At 65.5% G+C, this 18,328-nt stretch carries 12 protein-coding genes; 7 read left to right on the top strand and 5 right to left on the bottom strand.

Annotated features, from left to right (window positions below):
* The first annotated feature begins 8 nt into the window (after window positions 1-8).
* The 6 genes from QRQ56_RS10470 to QRQ56_RS10445 all read left to right on the top strand — a co-directional run bounded on the left by QRQ56_RS10470 (window position 9) and on the right by QRQ56_RS10445 (window position 8,011).
* Window positions 9-839, top strand: coding sequence for a flagellar motor protein MotB (locus QRQ56_RS10470; protein ID WP_438739570.1), 831 nt, complete (start codon window positions 9-11; stop codon window positions 837-839).
* Window positions 840-1,089: 250 nt separating this feature from the next.
* Window positions 1,090-2,988, top strand: coding sequence for a potassium transporter Kup (locus QRQ56_RS10465; RefSeq protein ID WP_438739568.1), 1,899 nt, complete (start codon window positions 1,090-1,092; stop codon window positions 2,986-2,988).
* Between the two features lie 141 nt (window positions 2,989-3,129).
* Window positions 3,130-5,058 carry a potassium transporter Kup gene (locus tag QRQ56_RS10460; RefSeq protein WP_438739566.1) on the top strand — a complete coding sequence of 643 codons (1,929 nt, stop codon included), beginning with the start codon at window positions 3,130-3,132 and terminating at the stop codon, window positions 5,056-5,058.
* Window positions 5,059-5,375: 317 nt separating this feature from the next.
* Window positions 5,376-5,702 carry a rhodanese-like domain-containing protein gene (locus tag QRQ56_RS10455; protein WP_128925005.1) on the top strand — a complete coding sequence of 109 codons (327 nt, stop codon included), beginning with the start codon at window positions 5,376-5,378 and terminating at the stop codon, window positions 5,700-5,702.
* 7 nt (window positions 5,703-5,709) lie between these two features.
* Entirely contained in the window at window positions 5,710-6,891 is a 1,182-nt protein-coding gene (locus QRQ56_RS10450) for an aminotransferase (protein ID WP_438739565.1), read from the top strand.
* A gap of 7 nt (window positions 6,892-6,898) precedes the next feature.
* The gene (locus QRQ56_RS10445) at window positions 6,899-8,011 is read left to right on the top strand and encodes a polyamine ABC transporter substrate-binding protein (protein WP_438739563.1); all 1,113 of its coding nucleotides are present in this window, start codon (window positions 6,899-6,901) and stop codon (window positions 8,009-8,011) included.
* 197 nt (window positions 8,012-8,208) lie between these two features.
* On the opposite strand, the gene QRQ56_RS10440 is transcribed toward QRQ56_RS10445, so the two are convergent.
* Complete coding sequence (locus tag QRQ56_RS10440) at window positions 8,209-12,366, bottom strand: autotransporter outer membrane beta-barrel domain-containing protein (RefSeq protein ID WP_438739562.1); 4,158 nt, start codon at window positions 12,364-12,366, stop codon at window positions 8,209-8,211.
* Between the two features lie 186 nt (window positions 12,367-12,552).
* On the opposite strand from QRQ56_RS10440, the gene QRQ56_RS10435 reads away from it, so the two are divergent.
* Window positions 12,553-14,295, top strand: coding sequence for a winged helix-turn-helix domain-containing protein (locus tag QRQ56_RS10435; RefSeq protein WP_438739561.1), 1,743 nt, complete (start codon window positions 12,553-12,555; stop codon window positions 14,293-14,295).
* Between the two features lie 6 nt (window positions 14,296-14,301).
* On the opposite strand, the gene QRQ56_RS10430 is transcribed toward QRQ56_RS10435, so the two are convergent.
* From QRQ56_RS10430 to QRQ56_RS10415, 4 genes are all read right to left on the bottom strand, one after another.
* Window positions 14,302-15,234, bottom strand: a complete 933-nt coding sequence (locus tag QRQ56_RS10430) for a lipid A biosynthesis lauroyl acyltransferase (RefSeq protein WP_438739559.1) — start codon at window positions 15,232-15,234, stop codon at window positions 14,302-14,304.
* An 11-nt stretch (window positions 15,235-15,245) separates the two neighbouring features.
* On the bottom strand, window positions 15,246-16,523 hold the full coding sequence (locus QRQ56_RS10425; protein WP_438739557.1) for a beta-ketoacyl-ACP synthase: 1,278 nt from the start codon (window positions 16,521-16,523) through the stop codon (window positions 15,246-15,248).
* Between the two features lie 122 nt (window positions 16,524-16,645).
* Entirely contained in the window at window positions 16,646-17,851 is a 1,206-nt protein-coding gene (locus QRQ56_RS10420) for a beta-ketoacyl-ACP synthase (RefSeq protein ID WP_438739555.1), read from the bottom strand.
* The gene (locus QRQ56_RS10415) at window positions 17,848-18,318 is read right to left on the bottom strand and encodes a 3-hydroxyacyl-ACP dehydratase FabZ family protein (protein ID WP_438739553.1); all 471 of its coding nucleotides are present in this window, start codon (window positions 18,316-18,318) and stop codon (window positions 17,848-17,850) included. Before QRQ56_RS10415 ends, QRQ56_RS10420 begins: the two co-directional genes overlap by 4 nt.
* Window positions 18,319-18,328: the final 10 nt, after the last annotated feature.

Raw genomic sequence — 18,328 nt, 5'->3', positions numbered from 1 at the left:
TCTGAGCCATGGCCAAGAAGAAGCGCGGCGACGCACATGGAGGCGGGCACGGCTGGTTCGTGACCTTCGCCGACCTGATGGGCCTGATGATGAGCTTCTTCGTCATGCTCGTCGCGTTCTCGACCCAGGACGCCAACAAGCTGAAGGTCGTCGCAGGCTCCATGCGCGACGCCTTCGGCGTGCAGAGCGAAGCGCGCTATGCCGGCATCGTCGAATCCGACGGCCTGCCGACCCGTCCGCGGCTGAAGCACGTCGACCACATCCAGCCCGAGGATTCCTCCAACACGCCGACGCCGGACCAGGAGGATCGTGACAAGACCTCGGGTGCGAAGCTCAAGGTCGACCGCAATTTCGCGCTCGCCGCAGCCTCGCTGCGGCAGGCGTTGCAGGACATGCCGGAGCTGACCGAGATGTCCAAGCACATCATGTTCGAGGAGACCAAGCAGGGTCTCAACCTGGAGATCGTCGACCAGGACGGCCGCTCGATGTTCGCCGACGGCTCCAAGGTGCCCTATGACCGCACCCGCCGCCTGGTCGAGAAGCTCGCGGTCCCGCTCAAGGCGACGCCGCTGCGCGTCTCCATCGCCGGCCACACCGCGGCCGGCTTCGTGCCAACCCGCAGCGACTACGGCGCCTTCGACCTGTCGGCCGACCGCGCCAACGCCGTGCGCCAGATCCTCGAACGCGAGGGCCTGCCGCCGTCGCACATCTTCGCCGTGTCGGGCAAGGCGGACACCCAGCCGCTGTTTCCGGACGATCCGTCGCTCGCGGCCAACCGGCGGGTGACCATCACGCTGATGCGCGAAGATCCGCCGCTGCCGCCGAATCTGAAGCCGTGAGCCTGATCCGGCCCCGGCGCGCCGCGCCGGTGCAGCGGGGTGCCGGCGTCCCGATGGGATCCCGCGGCAGGCAATAGTCCTCTTGCGCTACCATCCTACCTGAGGCATGTCGTCGCGCGGGCGACGAGCGTGGCTGCAGCGTCACAGCATCCGGCTCAGCGCCTGCTATGGTGGTGGGCCGATTGACAGGCGCGCCGGAAGCGTCAAAAGGCGCCGGATCAATTCCAGGGAACAAGCGTTTTCCATCTTCATGACGGCGAGCATCACACAGGCCGAGACCCAGGACGGGCCGGTCAAATCAGGTTTTTGGGCCCTTACGCTTGGGAGCATTGGCGTCGTCTTCGGCGATATCGGCACCTCGCCGCTCTACGCATTCCACGAGGCGGTCAAAGGCGCGGCCCATGGCGCGCCGGTCTCGCGGGTCATCGTGCTCGGTGTGCTCTCGCTGATCCTGTGGGCGCTGCTGATCGTCGTCACCGCCAAATACGTCCTGCTGCTGCTGCGCGCCGACAATAACGGGGAGGGCGGCACGCTCTCGCTGATGGCGCTCGGCCAGCGTGCGCTCGGGCGGCGAAGCTGGGTCCTGCTGGCGCTGGGCGTGGTCGGCGCCTCCATGTTCATCGGCGATTCCATGATCACGCCGGCGATTTCGGTGCTCTCGGCGGTGGAAGGTCTCAAGCTCGCAACCCCCGCGTTCGAGCACTATGTCGTGCCGCTGACGGTCTTCATTCTGGCGCTGCTGTTCGCGGTGCAGAGCAAGGGCACCGCGTTGGTGGCCTCGGCCTTCGGGCCGGTCATGGTGATCTGGTTCACCGTCATCGCCGTGATGGGGGCCGTCCACATCGCCGACGATCCCTCGGTCCTGGCGGCGATCAATCCCTATTATGCGGTGCAGTTCGTGCTGTCGCACGGCACCATCGGCCTCGTCACGCTCGGCGCCGTGTTCCTTGCGGTGACGGGGGGCGAGGCACTCTACGCCGATCTCGGTCATTTCGGGCGCAAGCCGATCCAGTCGGCCTGGATGTTCTTCGTGCTGCCGGCGCTCCTGATCAACTATTTCGGGCAGGGCGCGCTGGTGCTGTCCGACCCCAGCGCGATCGAGCATTCCTTCTACCGCATGGTGCCGGAGCATCTGGTGCTGCCGCTGGTCGGGCTTGCGACGGCGGCGACCGTGATCGCGAGCCAGGCGGTGATCACCGGCGCCTATTCGCTGGTCTATCAAGCGGTGCAGCTCGGCCTCTTGCCGCGCTTCGAGGTCCGCTACACCTCCGAGACCCATGCCGGCCAGATCTATCTGCCGCGGGTAAACCGGCTGCTGCTGATCGGCGTCATGCTGCTGGTGCTGCTGTTTCACACCCCCAGCAATCTGGCCTCGGCCTACGGCATCGCGGTCTCCACCACCATGGTTGCCGACGGCATCATGGGCTTCGTCGTGATCTGGAAGCTGTGGAACTGGCGCGCCGCCACCGCTGCCGCCGTTATCGTGCCCTTCGTCGTCGTCGATCTCAGCTTCTTCAGCGCCAATCTGCTCAAGCTGCTCGAGGGCGCCTGGGTCCCGCTGCTGTTCGGCGCGGCGATGGCGGGAACGATCTGGACCTGGCGGAAGGGCTCCGGAATCCTGATCCAGAAGACACGCCGGATCGAGGTGCCGCTGGACGATCTGATCCGGAGCCTTGAGAAGCGGCCGCCGCATATCGTCAAGGGAACCGCGGTGTTCCTGACCAGCGATCCCTCGTTCGTGCCGACGGCGCTGCTACACAATCTCAAGCACAACAAGGTGCTGCACGAGCACAACGTGATCCTGACCATCGAGACCGCGCACACGCCGCGGGTCGATCTCGCGGAGCGATTCCGCATGGAGAAGATCAGCGACAAGTTCTCCAAGGTCCGTCTGCGCTTCGGTTTCATGGAGCAGCCGAACGTGCCCAAGGCGCTCGCGATCGCGCGCAAGCAGGGCTGGCAGTTCGACATCATGTCGACGTCGTTCTTCGTGTCGCGACGCTCGCTGAAGGCGTCCGCGCAGTCGGGCATGCCGCTGTGGCAGGACCACATCTTCATCGCGCTGAGCCGGTCAGCCAACGATGCCACCGACTATTTCCAGATCCCCACCGGCCGCGTGGTTGAAGTCGGAACCCAAGTGACTATCTGAGTGCAACTGGCACACCCATGCGGAAATTGCATGGCAAGGGCCCAGAATCGGGCTAGGCTATGCCGGCAGCGCAGGACTATAAGCCGCGCGCTCTTCCGCCGTTGTGCAGTGAAGCATTTTTAGAGGCCACTGGGCTCTCCCATGACAAGTGACGTAGCGATTTCCGCCCCGGCAACGGTGGCGGCCAATGGGCATGGCGACGCCCACACGACGGCTGGCTTCGGCGCACTGACGCTCGGGAGCATCGGGGTCGTCTATGGCGATATCGGCACCAGCCCGCTCTACGCGTTCCGCGAGGCCGTCATGGCCGCCTCGGGCGCGGAGGGGCTGCCGACGCCCGCCGCGGTCCTGGGCGTGCTCTCCCTGATCCTGTGGGCACTGATCGTCGTGGTGACGCTCAAATACGTCGTGATCCTGCTCCGGGCCGACAATAACGGCGAGGGCGGCACCCTGGCCCTGATGGCGCTGGCCCAGCGCGCGGTCGGCACCGGCGGGACGACCATCGTGCTGCTCGGCATCATCTCCGGCGCGCTGTTCTACGGCGATGCCGTGATCACGCCGGCGCTCTCGGTGCTGTCGGCGATCGAAGGCGTGAAAGACGTTACGCTGCACTTCGAGCCCTATATCGTGCCGTTGACGGTGGTGATCCTGGTCTGCCTGTTCGCCGTGCAGTCGCGCGGCACCGCCCGCGTGGCCGCGTTCTTTGGCCCGATCATGTGCGTCTGGTTCGCCGTGATCGCGATTGCGGCGATCCACCCCATCATCGCCCAACCGCAGGTGCTCTATGCGCTGAACCCGCTCTATGCCGTGTCCTTCATGGTTCATCACGGCATCATCGGCTTCGTGACGCTGGGTGCCGTATTCCTCGCGGTGACCGGTGCCGAGGCGCTCTATGCCGATCTCGGCCATTTCGGCAAGCGGCCGATCCAGACCGCCTGGCTGTTCATCGTGCTGCCGTCGCTGGCGCTGAACTATCTGGGGCAGGGCGCGCTCGTCCTCGCAGATCCCGGCGCGATCGTGAGCCCGTTCTTCCAGCTCTTCCCGCAAGGCTTTTTCCGCGGCTGCATGGTCGTGCTTGCCACCGCCGCCACCGTGATCGCGAGCCAGGCCGTCATCACCGGCGCCTATTCGCTGACGCGCCAGGCGATCCAGCTCGGCCTGCTGCCGCGCTTCGAAATTCGCCATACGTCTGAAGCCCATTCCGGCCAGATCTTCATCCCGCGCATCAACCAGCTGCTGCTGGTGGCGGTGATCATGCTGGTGCTGCTGTTCCGGTCGTCCAGCGCATTGGCCTCCGCCTATGGCATCTCCGTCACCGGCACCATGGTGGTCACGGCGATGATGGGCTTCGTGGTGATCTGGAAGGGCTGGAAGTGGAAGCCGCTGACCGCAGCTGCCTTGATTGCCCCGTTCCTGTGCCTCGACCTGACCTTCCTGACCGCGAACCTGCTCAAGGTGTTCGATGGCGGCTGGGTGCCGCTGGCGCTCGGCGCGCTCATGATCATCCTGATGTACACGTGGCGGCGCGGCAGCCGGCTCCTGTTCGAGAAGTCGCGCAAGCTGGAGTTCCCGCTCGCCGATCTCGTCGCCATGCTGGAGAAGCGGCCGCCGCAGCGCGTGCCGGGCACGGCCGTGTTCCTGACTTCGGACCCGCTCAGCGCGCCGACCGCGCTGATGCATAGTCTGAAGCACTACAAAGTGCTGCACGAGAAGAACGTCATTCTCACCATCGAGACGGCCCAGACCCCGCGGATCGATCCGGCCGAGCGCGTCAAGCTGGAGCAGATCTCGCCGACCTTCTCCAAGGTGACGCTCAAGTTCGGCTTCATGGAATCGCCCAACGTGCCGAAGGCGCTGGCGATCGCCCGCAAGCTCGGCTGGCAGTTCGACATCATGTCGACCTCGTTCTTCCTGTCGCGCCGGGCGCTCAAGCCCGCCGCCCATTCGGGCATGCCGCGCTGGCAGGACCGGCTGTTCATCTCGCTCAGCCGCTCCGCCAACGACGCCACGGACTATTTCCAGATCCCGAGCGGCCGCGTGGTCGAGGTCGGCACCCAGGTGGCGATCTAGCTGCGAGGCGGCGCTCTGTCCGTCTCCACCGCTGTCATCGCCCGGCCTTGATCGGGCGATCCAGTACTCCGTGACACCAGTGATTGACCGACAGGTCGCGGCGTACTGGATTCCCCGCCTTCGCGGGGAATGACACCGAGCGAAGGCGAGGCGGGAGCCTGAGCCCCGAAAGCCGCACTTCAAGTCGCTGCGATTTAGCTTTAACTTGCGCCGCGCGGCTCAAGCCTTTGTAGCGCTTGATTTTCGTGAGCCGAGAGGCGAGGTTGCCGCCGGCCGGGGACGCCCCGGCATGCGGCCCTGCGGTGTTGGAGGATGATGTGGCAAACCAGGTACAGGATCTGACCCCGGACGAGGTCTCCAAGGGTGTCGCGGAAGGGCGCTATCTGCTGGTCGACGTTCGTGAGCCGAACGAGGTGCAGGCGGAGGCCTACCCTTACGGCGTCGTGGTGCCGCTCTCGACCTTCGATCCCAAGGCGATTCCCGATCCCCAGGGCAAGCAGGTCGTGTTCGCCTGCCGCTCGGGCAAGCGCTCGGTGACGGCCTCGCTCGCGGCGCAGGCGGCGGGCCTGCCTTACGACAAGCATCTGGCCGGCGGCATGCTCGGCTGGAAGGCGGCGGGTCTTCCCAGCAAGGTCGGTGGCTAACCGCGCGATGACGACCAAAAGCTCCGCGCTCAACAAGGTCTTCGCCGACCTTCCCGTCACCATCTTCGAGGCGATGTCGCAGGCCGCGCGCGACAACAATGCCATCAATCTCGGCCAGGGCTTTCCTGACGATCCCGGCCCCGAGGACATCCGCCGCGCCGCGGCCGAGGCCTCGCTGAACGGCTACAACCAGTATCCCTCGATGATGGGCCTGCCGGAGCTGCGCCAGGCGATCGCGACCCATTACGGTCACTGGCACGGCCTCAAGCTCGACCCGATGAGCGAGGTGATGGTCACCTCCGGCGGCACCGAGGCGCTGACCTCGGCGATCCTCGCGGTGGTGCAGCCCGGCGACGAAGTCGTCTGCTTCCAGCCGGTCTATGATTCCTATCTGCCGATCATTCGCCAGGCCGGCGGCATTCCGCGCCTCGTTCGGCTCGAGCCGCCGCACTGGCGGCTGAATGAGGACATGCTGAAAAGCGTCTTCAATTCAAAGACCAAGGCGGTGCTCTTCAACAACCCCTTGAATCCGTCCGCGGTGGTCTATCCGCGCGAGGACCTCGAGCTGCTCGCGCGCTACTGCCAGGAGTTCGACGTCATCGCGATCTGCGACGAGGTCTGGGAGCACGTCACCTTCGACGAGCACAAGCACATCCCGCTGATCACCATCCCCGGCATGCGCGACCGCACCATCAAGGTCGGCTCGGCCGGCAAGATCTTCTCGCTGACGGGCTGGAAGATCGGCTTCGTCTGCGCCGCGCCGCCGCTGCTGCGCGTCGCCGCCAAGGTGCACCAGTTCCTGACCTTCACCACCGCGCCGAACCTGCAGGCTGCCGTTGCCTACGGCCTCGGCAAGTCCGACGACTACTTCCTGACGATGCGCAAAGACCTGACGCGGAGCAGGGACCGCCTGACCAAGGGCCTGGAGAGCCTCGGCTTTCCCGTCCTGAAGTCGCAAGGCACCTACTTCCTCACCGTGGATCTGTCGCCGCTCGGGCTCAACGAGAGCGACGCCGAGTTCTGTTGGCGGATCGTGAGGGATTACAAGGTCGCGGCCATCCCGGTGTCGGCATTCTACGAGCAGGACCCCGTGACCTCGGTGGTGCGCTTCTGCTTTGCCAAGAAGGACGCGACGCTCGACACCGCCCTGGAGCGGCTGTCGGACGCGGTGCGCGGGCGCAAGAGGTAGACTTGAGATGACGCAATTCAGCCGCCGCGGATTTGGCCTCAGCCTCGCGATCGCCGCCGCGCTGAATTTGCTCTCTGCCCCCGCAAGGGCCGAGGAGCGGGTCGTCAACTTCTACAACTGGTCCAACTACATGGCGCCGGATGTCCTGGAGGCCTTCACCAAGGAGACCGGCATCAAGGTCGTCTACGACACCTTCGACGCCAACGAGACGCTGGAGACGCGCCTGATGGCCGGCAAGTCCGGCTACGACGTCGTCGTGCCCACGGCCTATTTCCTGCAGCGCCAGATCAAGGCCAGGATCTTCCAGAAGCTCGACAAGTCGAAGCTGCCCAACTTGGCCAACGCCTGGCCCATGGTGACCAAGAATCTGGCGACCTACGATCCCGGCAATGACTTTGCCGCCAACTACATGTGGGGCACGACGGGCATTGGCTACAACGTCGCCAAGGTGAAGCAGATCCTCGGGGCCGACGCCAAGATCGACAGCTGGGACATCGTCTTCAAGCCGGAGAACCTGGCGAAGTTCAGGGATTGCGGCGTCCACATGCTGGATTCCGCCGATGACATCTTTCCGGCGGCACTGAGCTGGCTCGGGCTCGATCCGAACTCGACCAAGCAGGCGGACCTCGAGAAGGCCGCCGATGCCGTCGCCAAGGTCCGGCCATCCGTGCGCAAGTTTCACTCCTCCGAATATTTGAGCGCGCTCGCGACCGGTGAGATCTGCTTCGTGGTCGGCTGGTCCGGCGACATCATGCAGGCCCGCGCCCGCGCGGCGGAGGCCAAAGGCGGCATCGAGATCGGCTATGCCATTCCGAAAGAGGGCGCGCAGATGTTCTTCGACAATCTGGCGATCCCTGCGGACGCCAAGAATGTCAAAGAGGCGTACGAACTGATCAACTATCTCTATCGCCCCGACGTCGCCGCCAAGAACTCGGACTTCCTGTCCTACGCCAACGGCAACCTTGCCAGCCAGAAGCTGGTCGATCCGAAGATTCTGAACGACAAGAACATCTATCCGGACGAGGCGACGCTGGCGAAGCTGTTCGTCATCACGGCGCGCGAGCCGGCGACGCAGCGGGTCATCAACCGGCTGTGGACCAAGGTGAAGACGGGGCGGTAATCGTTCCGGGAATACCCGCTCAAACCAAATCCTGAAAAACAACCCCATGCACAGTAGAACCGCTATCGGCGTGCCGCTGGCGGTGGCGGCGCCTAAGCCGTGGTGCGGCTTGGCTTAATCGACACGCCGGCGCAATGAGTTGAAGTTCCGAGGGGACACCGCTCCTGGTGCGACGCATCGCGAGAGCGGGGCTTCACCTACCACTCGTACCGCACCGTGCCTTTACCCGTGTACGTCTGCGTGCTCTGCGAGAATTCGCCTTCGACCGTGCCTGCGAGCGAGAGGCCGTTTTTCCATTTCATCTCGGCGCGGCCGCCGACCAGCGCGGAGTCGGCCGCAGGTTGGGCGCCGTTGACCGTGAAAGCCGCGCCGGGCAGCGTCTGGAAGGCGGCGCTGACGAGGCGGCTGGTGTTGGAATCGTGCGCCCAGGCGAGCCTGCCGCGCAGCGTGAGCACGCCGTCGCTGACCAGGAAGCGCTGGTCGGTGCGCGCGCCGAGCTCGGTGCGGACATTCGTCGTGTCCTGCGCTGCGTAGGAGAGCGCGAACTGGTTGCTGCCGACAAGCGCGGTCTCGCCGTAGCCGGGGAGATGGAACGTGGTGGCCTGCACGGCCGCGTAGGGCGTCACGCCGAAGCTGGAGGCAGGGATCGGTGCGAAGCGCCAGCCGGTTTCAAGGCGGCCGGCGAAGGTGCTGGCCTTGAAATTGGCAGTGAGCTTATCGGTGCCCGACACCGTCACGGTCCGGTCGGTGGTGACGTCTTGCCAGCCATAGGCAAGCGCCGCCGAAAGGTAGGCGGGCCCAACGTTGTGACGGGCATACAGGCCGGCCTGGAACACATCGGCGCGGCCGCCGCCGAGCGCGTCAGCGACGGAGAAGTTGAAGCCGGCGCCGCCGAGCGCGAAGCCGATTAGCGTGTCCGGCGACAGACGATAGTCGGCACCGACCGCGGTACCGTAGATGCGGCTGGTGGTGGAGCTCGATCCCGCCGCCGCATTGCCGCTCAAGGTGCTGGCACCGCCATAGCCGGAGGCCCACACGCCCCATCGCCGGTCGATGACATCGCCGCTCGCCTCGCGCGGCGTCACCGCGGCGTAGGCTTCGCGCACCCTGGTGTTGTGCTGGCTGGTCGAAGCATAGTGTAACGCGCCACCATCGCCGGCGCTTGCGCCGCGCTCGCCATCAGTGCCGCCACTGAGCGGATCGAGCATGCCCACGAACTGCTGCGTCGCATTGAACGCAGCCTGCGTGCTAGCAGCGCCTGGCTGGCCCGAGACTTGGCCGAGCGCGCCGTTGAGCTGCGGTTGGCCCATGTTGAGCAGCGTATCGAAACCGGTCGGCGGCGTCGCGCCGCCTTCAACCGCCTTGTTGATGGCGCCGGCGACGTTGCTCTGGTTACCGCCGGTGCCGGGCGGCAGCGCGATCGTGCCGGGATCGAGCACGAGATAGACGTTGTTGGTATCATAGGTGAGGTGCGGATTGCGCGCGCCGGGCGCGAAGCTGCTGCCCGTGATGCCCGCGAACTGCGTTCCACCGAACCCGCCGGTTGCCGTGAGAATGGTATAGGTCTGCGCACGGAAGCTGCCGGACAAGGCAAAGGCCTGCACGGTGGCGCCGGCGAGTGTTGCAATACCCGAGACATTGGTCCGGTCGGCGGCAGTGGGGGAGACCTCAACCCTGTAGAAGCTGCCGGCACCGAAAGTAAGATTGCCGCTGACGGTGAGGGTGCCCACGGAATTGCCGGGTGCGAGCGCGCCGCCGCTTGCAATCGTGGTGTTGCCGACGATGCCGGTGCCGCCGAGCGCGCCGCCCGCGTTCACGGTGACGCCGCTCGAGGCCAGGATCGAGCCGTTCACCGCCAGCGTGCCGCCGTCGACGATCGTGGCGCCGGTATAGGTGTTGATGCCCGAAAGCGTCAGCGTGCCGGTGCCGGTCTTGATCAGCGATGTCCCTGTCATCATGCCGTCGCCGGTGAGCACGCCGGTGACGGTGGTCGACAAATTATTGCCGCCAACCGTCAGCTCTATGCTGTTGAGGTCAAAGCGGCCGTTGCCGGCGATTGAGCCGGCGGTGAGCTTGCCGTCGCTGTTCGGGCCGGGGGTGAAGAAGTTGATGACGGCGCCGGCCGTGGTGTTGACGAGCTGCGCGTTGCCGGCCGTGGAATTGCCGTCGAACAGCACATTGCCGCTGTTGACGATGGTCGCGCTGCCGGCCGTGGAGTTGCCGTAGAACGTCAATTGCGCGTTATTGGTGATCTCGGCGTTGCCGGCCGTGGTATCGAGGAATGCGAGCGTGCCGGCAGACACCATCGCGCCGGAAAAACCTGCTGCGCCGGTCAGGGTCAGCGTGCCGGCGCCCGACTTGGTCAGCGTGCCGCCGCTGATGCTTTGGCTGACGACGAATTCGTTGGCTGCGTCGGCAATCTCGATCGTGCCGCCGCCGGCACCCAGGGTGATGGCGCGTGCGGTGGTGTTGAATGTCGTGCCGGTGACTTGCAGGGTGCCGCCGTTGAAGGTGAGGCTGCCCGCGACGTCGCCGAGATTGGCGTTCGAGGAGACGCTGACCGTTCCGCCGGCGAAGGTGGTGCCGCCGGTATAGGTGTTGGTGCCCGACAGCGTCAGCGTGGCGGTGCCGGTCTTGACCAGCGAACCGCCGGTCCCGCCGAAGTAGCCGCCATCGGCGATCACGCCGCTCACGGTGGTCGACAGATTGTTGCCGCCGACCGTGAGCTCGTTGGCGCCGAGTGAGAAGGTGCCGTTGCCGGCGATCGAGCCGGCGCTGAGCTTGTTGTCGCCGTTTGGGCCGGTGCTTCCGGAGAAATCGAAGACCGCGCCCGGATCGTTGTTGACCAGCTGCGCATTGCCCGCGGTCGCGTTGTCCCGGAAATAGGTCGTTCCGATGGAACTGTGGAAGGGACCGCCGCCATTGTTGGTGATGATCGCGTTGCCGGCCGTGCTCCAGCCCATGAAGGATAGATTATAGGTGTTGGTGATGGTCGCGCTGCCAGCCGTGCTGACGCCGACGAACCCCATCGAAAAGTTGTTGATGATGGTTGCGCTTGCGGCCGTGCTCGAAGCATTGAAGTTCAGGGTGCCGTTGTTGGTGATGCTGGCGCTTCCCGCCGAGCCGGTCTGATAGAAATTCAGCCAACCGCCGCTGTTGTTGGTGATGGTGGCGCTGCCCGCCGAGCTGAAGAAGTCCAGGCCGCCATTGTTGGTGATGGTGGCATTGCCGGCCGTGCTGGTGTTGATGAATTCCAGGACGCCGTTGTTGGTGATGGTGGCGCTGCCGGCGCTGGTGGCGCTGCGGAACGTCGTCCAGCCATTGTTCAAGATCGTCGTGATGCCGCTTGTGTCGGCGTTCGAGATTTCGAGCACGCTCCCACTACCGACGGTGACCGCCCCCAGAATGGAGCCGACGCCGCCGGCGAGATTGCCAAGCACCAATGAGCCGCCGTTGATCGTGGTGCCGCCGGTATAGGTGTTGGCGCCCGACAGTGTCAGCGTGCCGGTGCCGATCTTGACCAGCGAGCCGCCTGCGCCGGAGATGACGCCGCTGACCTCGGTCGAGGAATTGTTGGAGCCGACCGTCAGCTCGTTGGCGCCGAGGTTGTAAGAGCCGGCGCCCGCGATCGAGCCGGCGCTGATCTTGTTGTCGCCGTTCAATCCTGTGGTGAGGGAGAAGTCGACCGAGCCGCCGGCATTGTTGATGATGGCCGCATTGCCGGCCGTGCTGTTGTACCGGAACCGGACGACGTAATTGTTGGTGATGGTGGCATTGCCGGCGGTGCTGGCGCCAAGGAAATACAGAGTTCCGTTGTTGGTGATGGTGGCGTTGCCTGCCGTGTTGGCGTCGTTGAAGTCCAACTCGTTGTTGTTGATGATGGTGGCGTTGCCCGCCGTGCTGGTGCTGAAGAATCCCAGGGTATCGTTGTTGATGATGGTGGCGCTTCCGGCCGTGCTGCTGTTTAAGAAATTCAGGACATTGTGGTTGGTGATCGTGGCGCTGCCGCCGTTGACGGTGATGCCGACACCTGTGAAGGTCAACGGACCGTTTACGTCAAACGTGTAGTTCGAGGCGCCGGCATTGAAGGTCCAGCCGCCGACGCTGGCGCTCGTGATCACCAGGCTGGTGGTATCAGAGGTGCCGAAGGAGGCCGTGCCCACCGGCACGAAGCCGCCGTCCCAGTTGGAGGCGGTGCCATAGTCGTTGCTGCCGGGCGAGGCGAGCCAGGTGCCGTTCGACGCCGCGCGCGCCGGCGCGGCCGGCAACGCCCAGGCGAGGACCAGCGCCGACGACGTCAGCAGCGCGGCCCGCAGTCGGCGGGTCGCCTTGAAACAATCTTTCCCCGTCCTCACCACTTCCCCCAACACGCGGTCCGAGTCCGCGATCGGATTCATTGCATCGGGTGGGGATTGGTGTCCTGATAAGGACTTGGATCATTTCTGAAAGTTTCTGATATTTGCGTTTCAGACCCGATTTTCGGGCATTTTTGCCAGACTTCCGCTATATGAGCCGCCTCGAGAGACGCGTTGGGGGATCGCTTGCTTCGTTTCGCCGGGTTTGAGCTGGAGCAGCAGCGCGCCGAGCTGCGGGGCCCCGATGGCTCCCCGATCAAGCTCCGGCCCAAGACCTTCGAGATGCTGCGGTTGTTCGCCAGCAGTGGCGGCCGGGTCCTGAGCAAGCAGGAGCTGATGGAGGCGGTCTGGCCGAACGTCCATGTCGGCGAGGACAGTCTGTTCCAGTGCATCCGTGAGCTGCGCACCGCGCTCGGCGACGAGCGGCGGCAGTTGATCAAGCTCGCCTCCGGGGGCGGCTATCTGCTGGCGACGGAGGTCGTGGCAGCGCCCGACGCAAGCCCGGGGCAGGACGCGGGAAGCGGCTCGGACGTGACCCACGTGGTCGCGCCCCGGCTGCCGGCCGACGCCGCCGCGTTGCCAAAACCGGCCCTGTTCGGCCTGAGAAGGCAGGCGGTGATCGCCGCCGTGGCTGGAGTCTGCACGATCGTTGTGGGGCTTGTGGTCGCTACGCGCGCGCTGAAGCCGGACATCCTGTTCAAGCGAACGGCGCCGCGCCTCGTGGTGATGCAGATCGTTGACGACAGCGGCGATCCGCGCGGCGCGGGGATGGCCGCCGAGCTCACCGCTCGCCTCACGGATGGTTTCGCGAAGATCCAGAACATCAGCGTGGTCGCGCCACGACCGGCGGCGCTGGCGGGAGGTGGAAGCAGCACTGGGCCGGCCGCATCCTCCGACTATGAGCTGCGCGGCGAATTACAGCTCAGCGACCAGTCGTCGACTCAGTCCTGGATGCTGCGGGCACGCATCATCAAAGCCGACACCGGCGAGGTCCAATCGGTCGTTGCGGCGTCGGCCAACATTGACGAAGCGGACGCGCAACTTGCGCAGTCCCGGCTCGTCGCCGGCGTGGGACATGTGTTGGCGCGCCGTCTCAACGAGATCCTGGAGCCGAGTGCGTCGTCATCCGCGCGCGGCAAGTCGTCGGCGGGCGGCGACAAGGTGGCCGTCGAGCAGGCTCTCGCATCGATCAACCAGACCACGCGCGAGCGTTTTGGCGCGGCGCAGGCCATGCTGCAAAAGGCGCTGACGGAAGACCCCGATAATCTCGACATTGCGGTCGCGCTCTCCGCGCTGCGGATGCGTGGCATCCAGATGGTCTGGTTCAGTCCGGACGAGGCCGCCGCGGTCGAGGCGATGGCCAATGCGACGCTGCAGCACGCGCTAAGGTCGAAGCCGAATTCGATTGCGGTACTCGAGGCCTATTGCCGCTTTCTCAGCGCAACCAATCATTTCGTCGAAAGTCTCGTCACATGCGCCAAGGCATTGAATTTCGATCCCTGGAACGGCGCTGCGCTCTATCTGATCGGCTTGGGACAAATCTATCTCGGCCGCTTCGACGATGCGCGCGCGACGTTCGAGCAGGCCGATCGCTACGACACGCCGCCGGCCTCGCGCTGGACCTGGCTGCTCGGTGCAGGCACCGCGTATGCCCTGATGGGGCGCTACGACGAGGCGCTGCCGTGGCTGCAGCGTTCGATTGCGATCACGCCGGGCACCGGCCGCTCGCACTTCCTGCTCGCCGCCGCCTACCAGCGATCGGGTCGGAGCGAGGAGGCGAAGGCTGCGATGCGGGAGGGACTGCGGCTGCGGCCCGGCACGACGCGGCTCAACGTTTCGCCGCCGATGAAGAACGCCAGTCCGGTGTGCATCGAGGCCTGGGACCGCGTGGTCCAGGCCGAGGTCGACGCGGGGCTGCCGGAGAAGTAGGGCGCCTTACCGCCACCTGCGATGCAGCCACAGCCACTGCGCGGGATGCTCGCGCACCCAGCTTTCCACCACGTTGGTGACGGCCTGTGTCGTGCCCTGGATGTCGATCTTGCCCTCGGCATCGCGCACCGGCTGGACTTCCTCCGTCAGCTCGGCGCGGAAGCGGAAGCCGGGCAGGCGGATGATACGCACGCCGTGGATCGGGCATTCGACCTGGCGGAGCAGGCGCGCCAGCATCGGATTGGCGCGGGTCTTGCGGCCGAAGAAGGTGACCTCGACGCCGCCGGTCAGATATTGATCGACCAGCATCGCGACGTGCTTGCCGTCCTTGAGCGCCTGCGCGAGCCGCAGCGGCGCGTCGCGGCCCGCCGGGATCAGCGTGCCCATGTTGACCTGGCGCATCTCCTGGATGATGCGGTCGGCGGAGGCGATGTTGGGCCGGCGATAGAGGATCGCCGTGTCCAGCCCATGCGCAACGGCGGCCAGCGCCGGCAATTCCCAATTGGCCAGATGCGAGGCGAAGATCAGCGCCGGCTTGCCGTCGTCGCGGATGCGGTCGAACCGTTCGATGCTGTCCTTGGGCAATTCGATCCGGCTGCGTTCCGGATGGGCGCGGTCGTAATCCCAGACATGGTCCATATGGGCGAACTCGGCGCCGACGCGGCCGAGATTGTCCCACACGCCCATCAGGATCTCTTCGATCTCCTCCGGCGACTTCTCGGGGAAGGCCGCAGTGAGGTTGGCGCGGCCGATGCGATGCTCGCGCAGGCGCGGGCCGATCGTCTTGGTGACGCGCGCGAAGAAATTGGAGGTCTTGACCGGGTCGAAATACCGCGTGGTGCGCAGCATGCCGACCGTGGCGGCGCCGATCAGGCCTCCGCTGATCGACTTGGCTGCATTGCGCGCGCGAATCTTCGTGCTGATGGAAATCAGCGTCATGCTGCGTCCGGTCAGGCCGGTTCGCGGGTCAGGATCAGCGAGGCGTTCTGGCCGCCGAAGCCGAACGAGTTCGACATCACCGCGGTGACGCGGGCATCGCGCGCCTTGTTGCCGACGACGTCGAACAGGATCGTGGGATCCGGGTTGTCGTAGTTGATCGTCGGCGGAATGCGCTGATGCTCCAGCGTGAGCAGCGAGAAGATCGCCTCGACCGCGCCGGCGGCCGAGATGGTGTGGCCGACCATCGACTTGTTGGAGGTGACCGGAATCTTCTGCAGGAGTTCGCCGAACACGGCCGAGGTCGTGTTGTACTCCATCTTGTCGTTCTCGGGCGTCGCGGTGCCGTGCGCGTTGATGTGGTCGATCTGGTCCGGCGTCATGCCGGCGTCGGCCAGCGTCTTGTTCATGCAGCCGATGATCGGCTTGCCGTCCGGCGACGAGCGGGTGCGATGGAAGGAATCGGTGAGCTCGCCACAGCCGGCGATCACGCCGAGGATTTTTGCACCACGCGCGACAGCGGCCTCATAGCTTTCGAGAACGAGGGCGCCGGCGCCTTCGGCCATGACGAAGCCGTCGCGATTCTTGGAGAAGGGGCGGGAGGCCGCCTGCGGCGGATCGTTCTGGGTCGACAGCGCCGAGAGCAGCGAGAAGCGCACCATGGCTTCGGGATTGACCGTACCGTCGGTCGCGACGCAGAGCGCGGCATCGGTCTCGCCACGGCGGATCGCCTCGACGCCGAGCTGGATCGAGGTGGCGCCGGATGCGCACGCCGTCGACAGCGAGATCGGCGAACCCTTGGTGCCGAAGGTCTCGGCGAGGTGGGCAGCCACCGAGCCGAACATGAAGCGATGGTGATAGGCGCTGTACTTGCCGCCGCCAGAGATGCGCAAGAGATCGTCATAGGTAAAGTCGGGCTTGCCGACGGCGCGGCCGAGCTCGCGGCGCTGCGGCCATTCCACCTCGACCGGCGCAACCGCGAGGAAGAGGGGGCCCGGGAAATCGGCCTTGGCGCCGATGCCGGCCTGCTCGAGCGCTTCCTGCGTGACGAGCTCGGCCATCCGTTCGGACAGTCCGGTGGACGAGAACGGCTCGACGCTGACGAAATCGACCGTGCCGGCCATCGTGGTCTTCAGGCCGTCGACGGGAAAGCGCGTGATGGTGCGGATGCCGGATTCACCGGCGACGAGCTTCGCCCAATTGTCGGCCTTGCCGGCGCCGAGCGAGGTCATGATGCCCATGCCGGTGATGACGACGACGGGACGCCCGAATTTGTCGCGTGGTGCAGTCATGTCGATCCCCCGATAGAGCTACAGCATGATCCGGACCCGGAGGGCCGCGTTAGCACAACGTGTGACGCGGCTTTCCGACAAGTTCATGCTCACAACAACATCCGGCCGAAGCGCGCCGCGCTTCAGCCGACAGCTTCGACCAGCGCCATGCCTTCGCCGCGCCAGTGTCCGGCCCCAACCACCACAATCTGGGTGGGCGCCCCCTGCATTTCAATCTCGGTCCCGGTCGAATCGTTCGGCGGGAACAGCGCGCCACGCGAGATCGACAGCGCGGCCAGCGCGATGCCGAGCGGGAATTGCGTTTCCATGGTGTGGCCGAACATCGTACCGGTCGAGCGCACCGGGAAATCGGCATGTCCCTTCAGGAAGCCGCGCTCTTCCGAGGTCGCGGGCTCGGCGCCGGTCGCACCGGTGATGATCGCGCCCTTGCCTTCGCGCATGGGCAGCTTGCCCCAGAGTTTTTCCAGCGTCGCGGCCATGTCGCCGGGCTGCTTACGCCGTGCGAGGTCGGCAACGACGCTCGACAGCTTTGCGAACGGCTTGGCGCCGCGCGCCTCCGCATGGGCCTTCGATTCCAGCACCAGGAATGCGCCGGCCGAGCCGAGCGCGAAGCCGGCGTGATCCTTGCGCGCCCAAACCGGCGCAAACTTGTCCTTCAGGTTGAAGTCGCCGAATTCGTAGAGAACCATCAGGTCCTTGCGCTCGCCATTGTGCGAGCCGCCGACGAGGGCAATGTCGCTCTCGCCCGAGGCGATGCGCGCCAGCGCAATGCGCGCCGCGTCCGCGCCCGCGACCTCCTCGCCCATGAAGGTACGGGAGGTGCCGCCGAGACCGTTGACGATGGCAATGTTGCCGGCGAGCAGGTTGGAAAGCTGCGCCAGGAACAGCGTCGGCCGCAGATCGCTCATCAGGCGCTCGTTGAGGAAGCCCGGCGCATTGGCGCCCTTGGCTTCGGCCGTGAGCACGCCGGTATCGACATTGAGGTCGCGCTCGCCGCCACCGGCTGCGACGACCATGTCGATCTTCGACAGAATGTCCTTGTTGCCCTTGATGCCGGCCGAGTCGAGCGCAAGGCCGGCGGCATAGACGCCGATGCGCTGCCAGGCTTCCATCTGGCGCTGGTCGCCCTTCTTCGGGATCTGGGCGTCGAAGCTCACAGGCAGCAGCGGATGGACGATGAATGGCGCAAAGCCCTTCTCGTCGACATTGATGCGCTTTTCAGAAAGCGCGGCCCAGTTAGCGTCGAGCCCTTCGCCGAGCGAAGTGGCAAGACCAATGCCGGTGATCCAGACTTCCGTCTGGCCGGTCTTCGAAGCAGAGTCAGTCATGGCGATACGGCCTGTTGCGGAAAGCCGACGCGTTTGGCGACCGCGTCCATGAAGCCGCGCATATCCGCGTTGGGGAAGGGAATCTGCGTGAAGGTGAGCGTCGAATTCGCACGCAGCTTGCCGCCGACCTTGATCTTGGCCTCGGTCACGGCATAGCCCGAGCCCTGATGCGACATGGTCGCTTCGATGATCATGACGTCGCCGGGGAAGACAGATCCGCGGACCTTGGCCTCTTTCACGGCAGCCAGGATCGGCATGCGCTCGAACTTGAGCACGCCGAGCTGCAGCCAGCCCGAGGCCTGCGCCATCGATTCGATCAGGAGCACGCCGGGCATCAGGGGATAGCCCGGGAAGTGTCCCTCGAAGATGGTGCTTTCCTTCGGGACCGTCGCCTCGACGACGATCGTCTGCGCGTCGACGTTGAGGTCGACGACGCGATCGATCATGTGGAAGTATTCGAGTTGCATGATCGCCCGA

The organism is Bradyrhizobium sp. U531 (assembly GCF_051710265.1).
In the GTDB taxonomy this organism is placed as follows: Bacteria; Pseudomonadota; Alphaproteobacteria; order Rhizobiales; family Xanthobacteraceae; genus Bradyrhizobium.
Note: the sequence above shows the minus strand (reverse complement) of the source record. Positions and strands in the feature narration are given on the sequence as shown.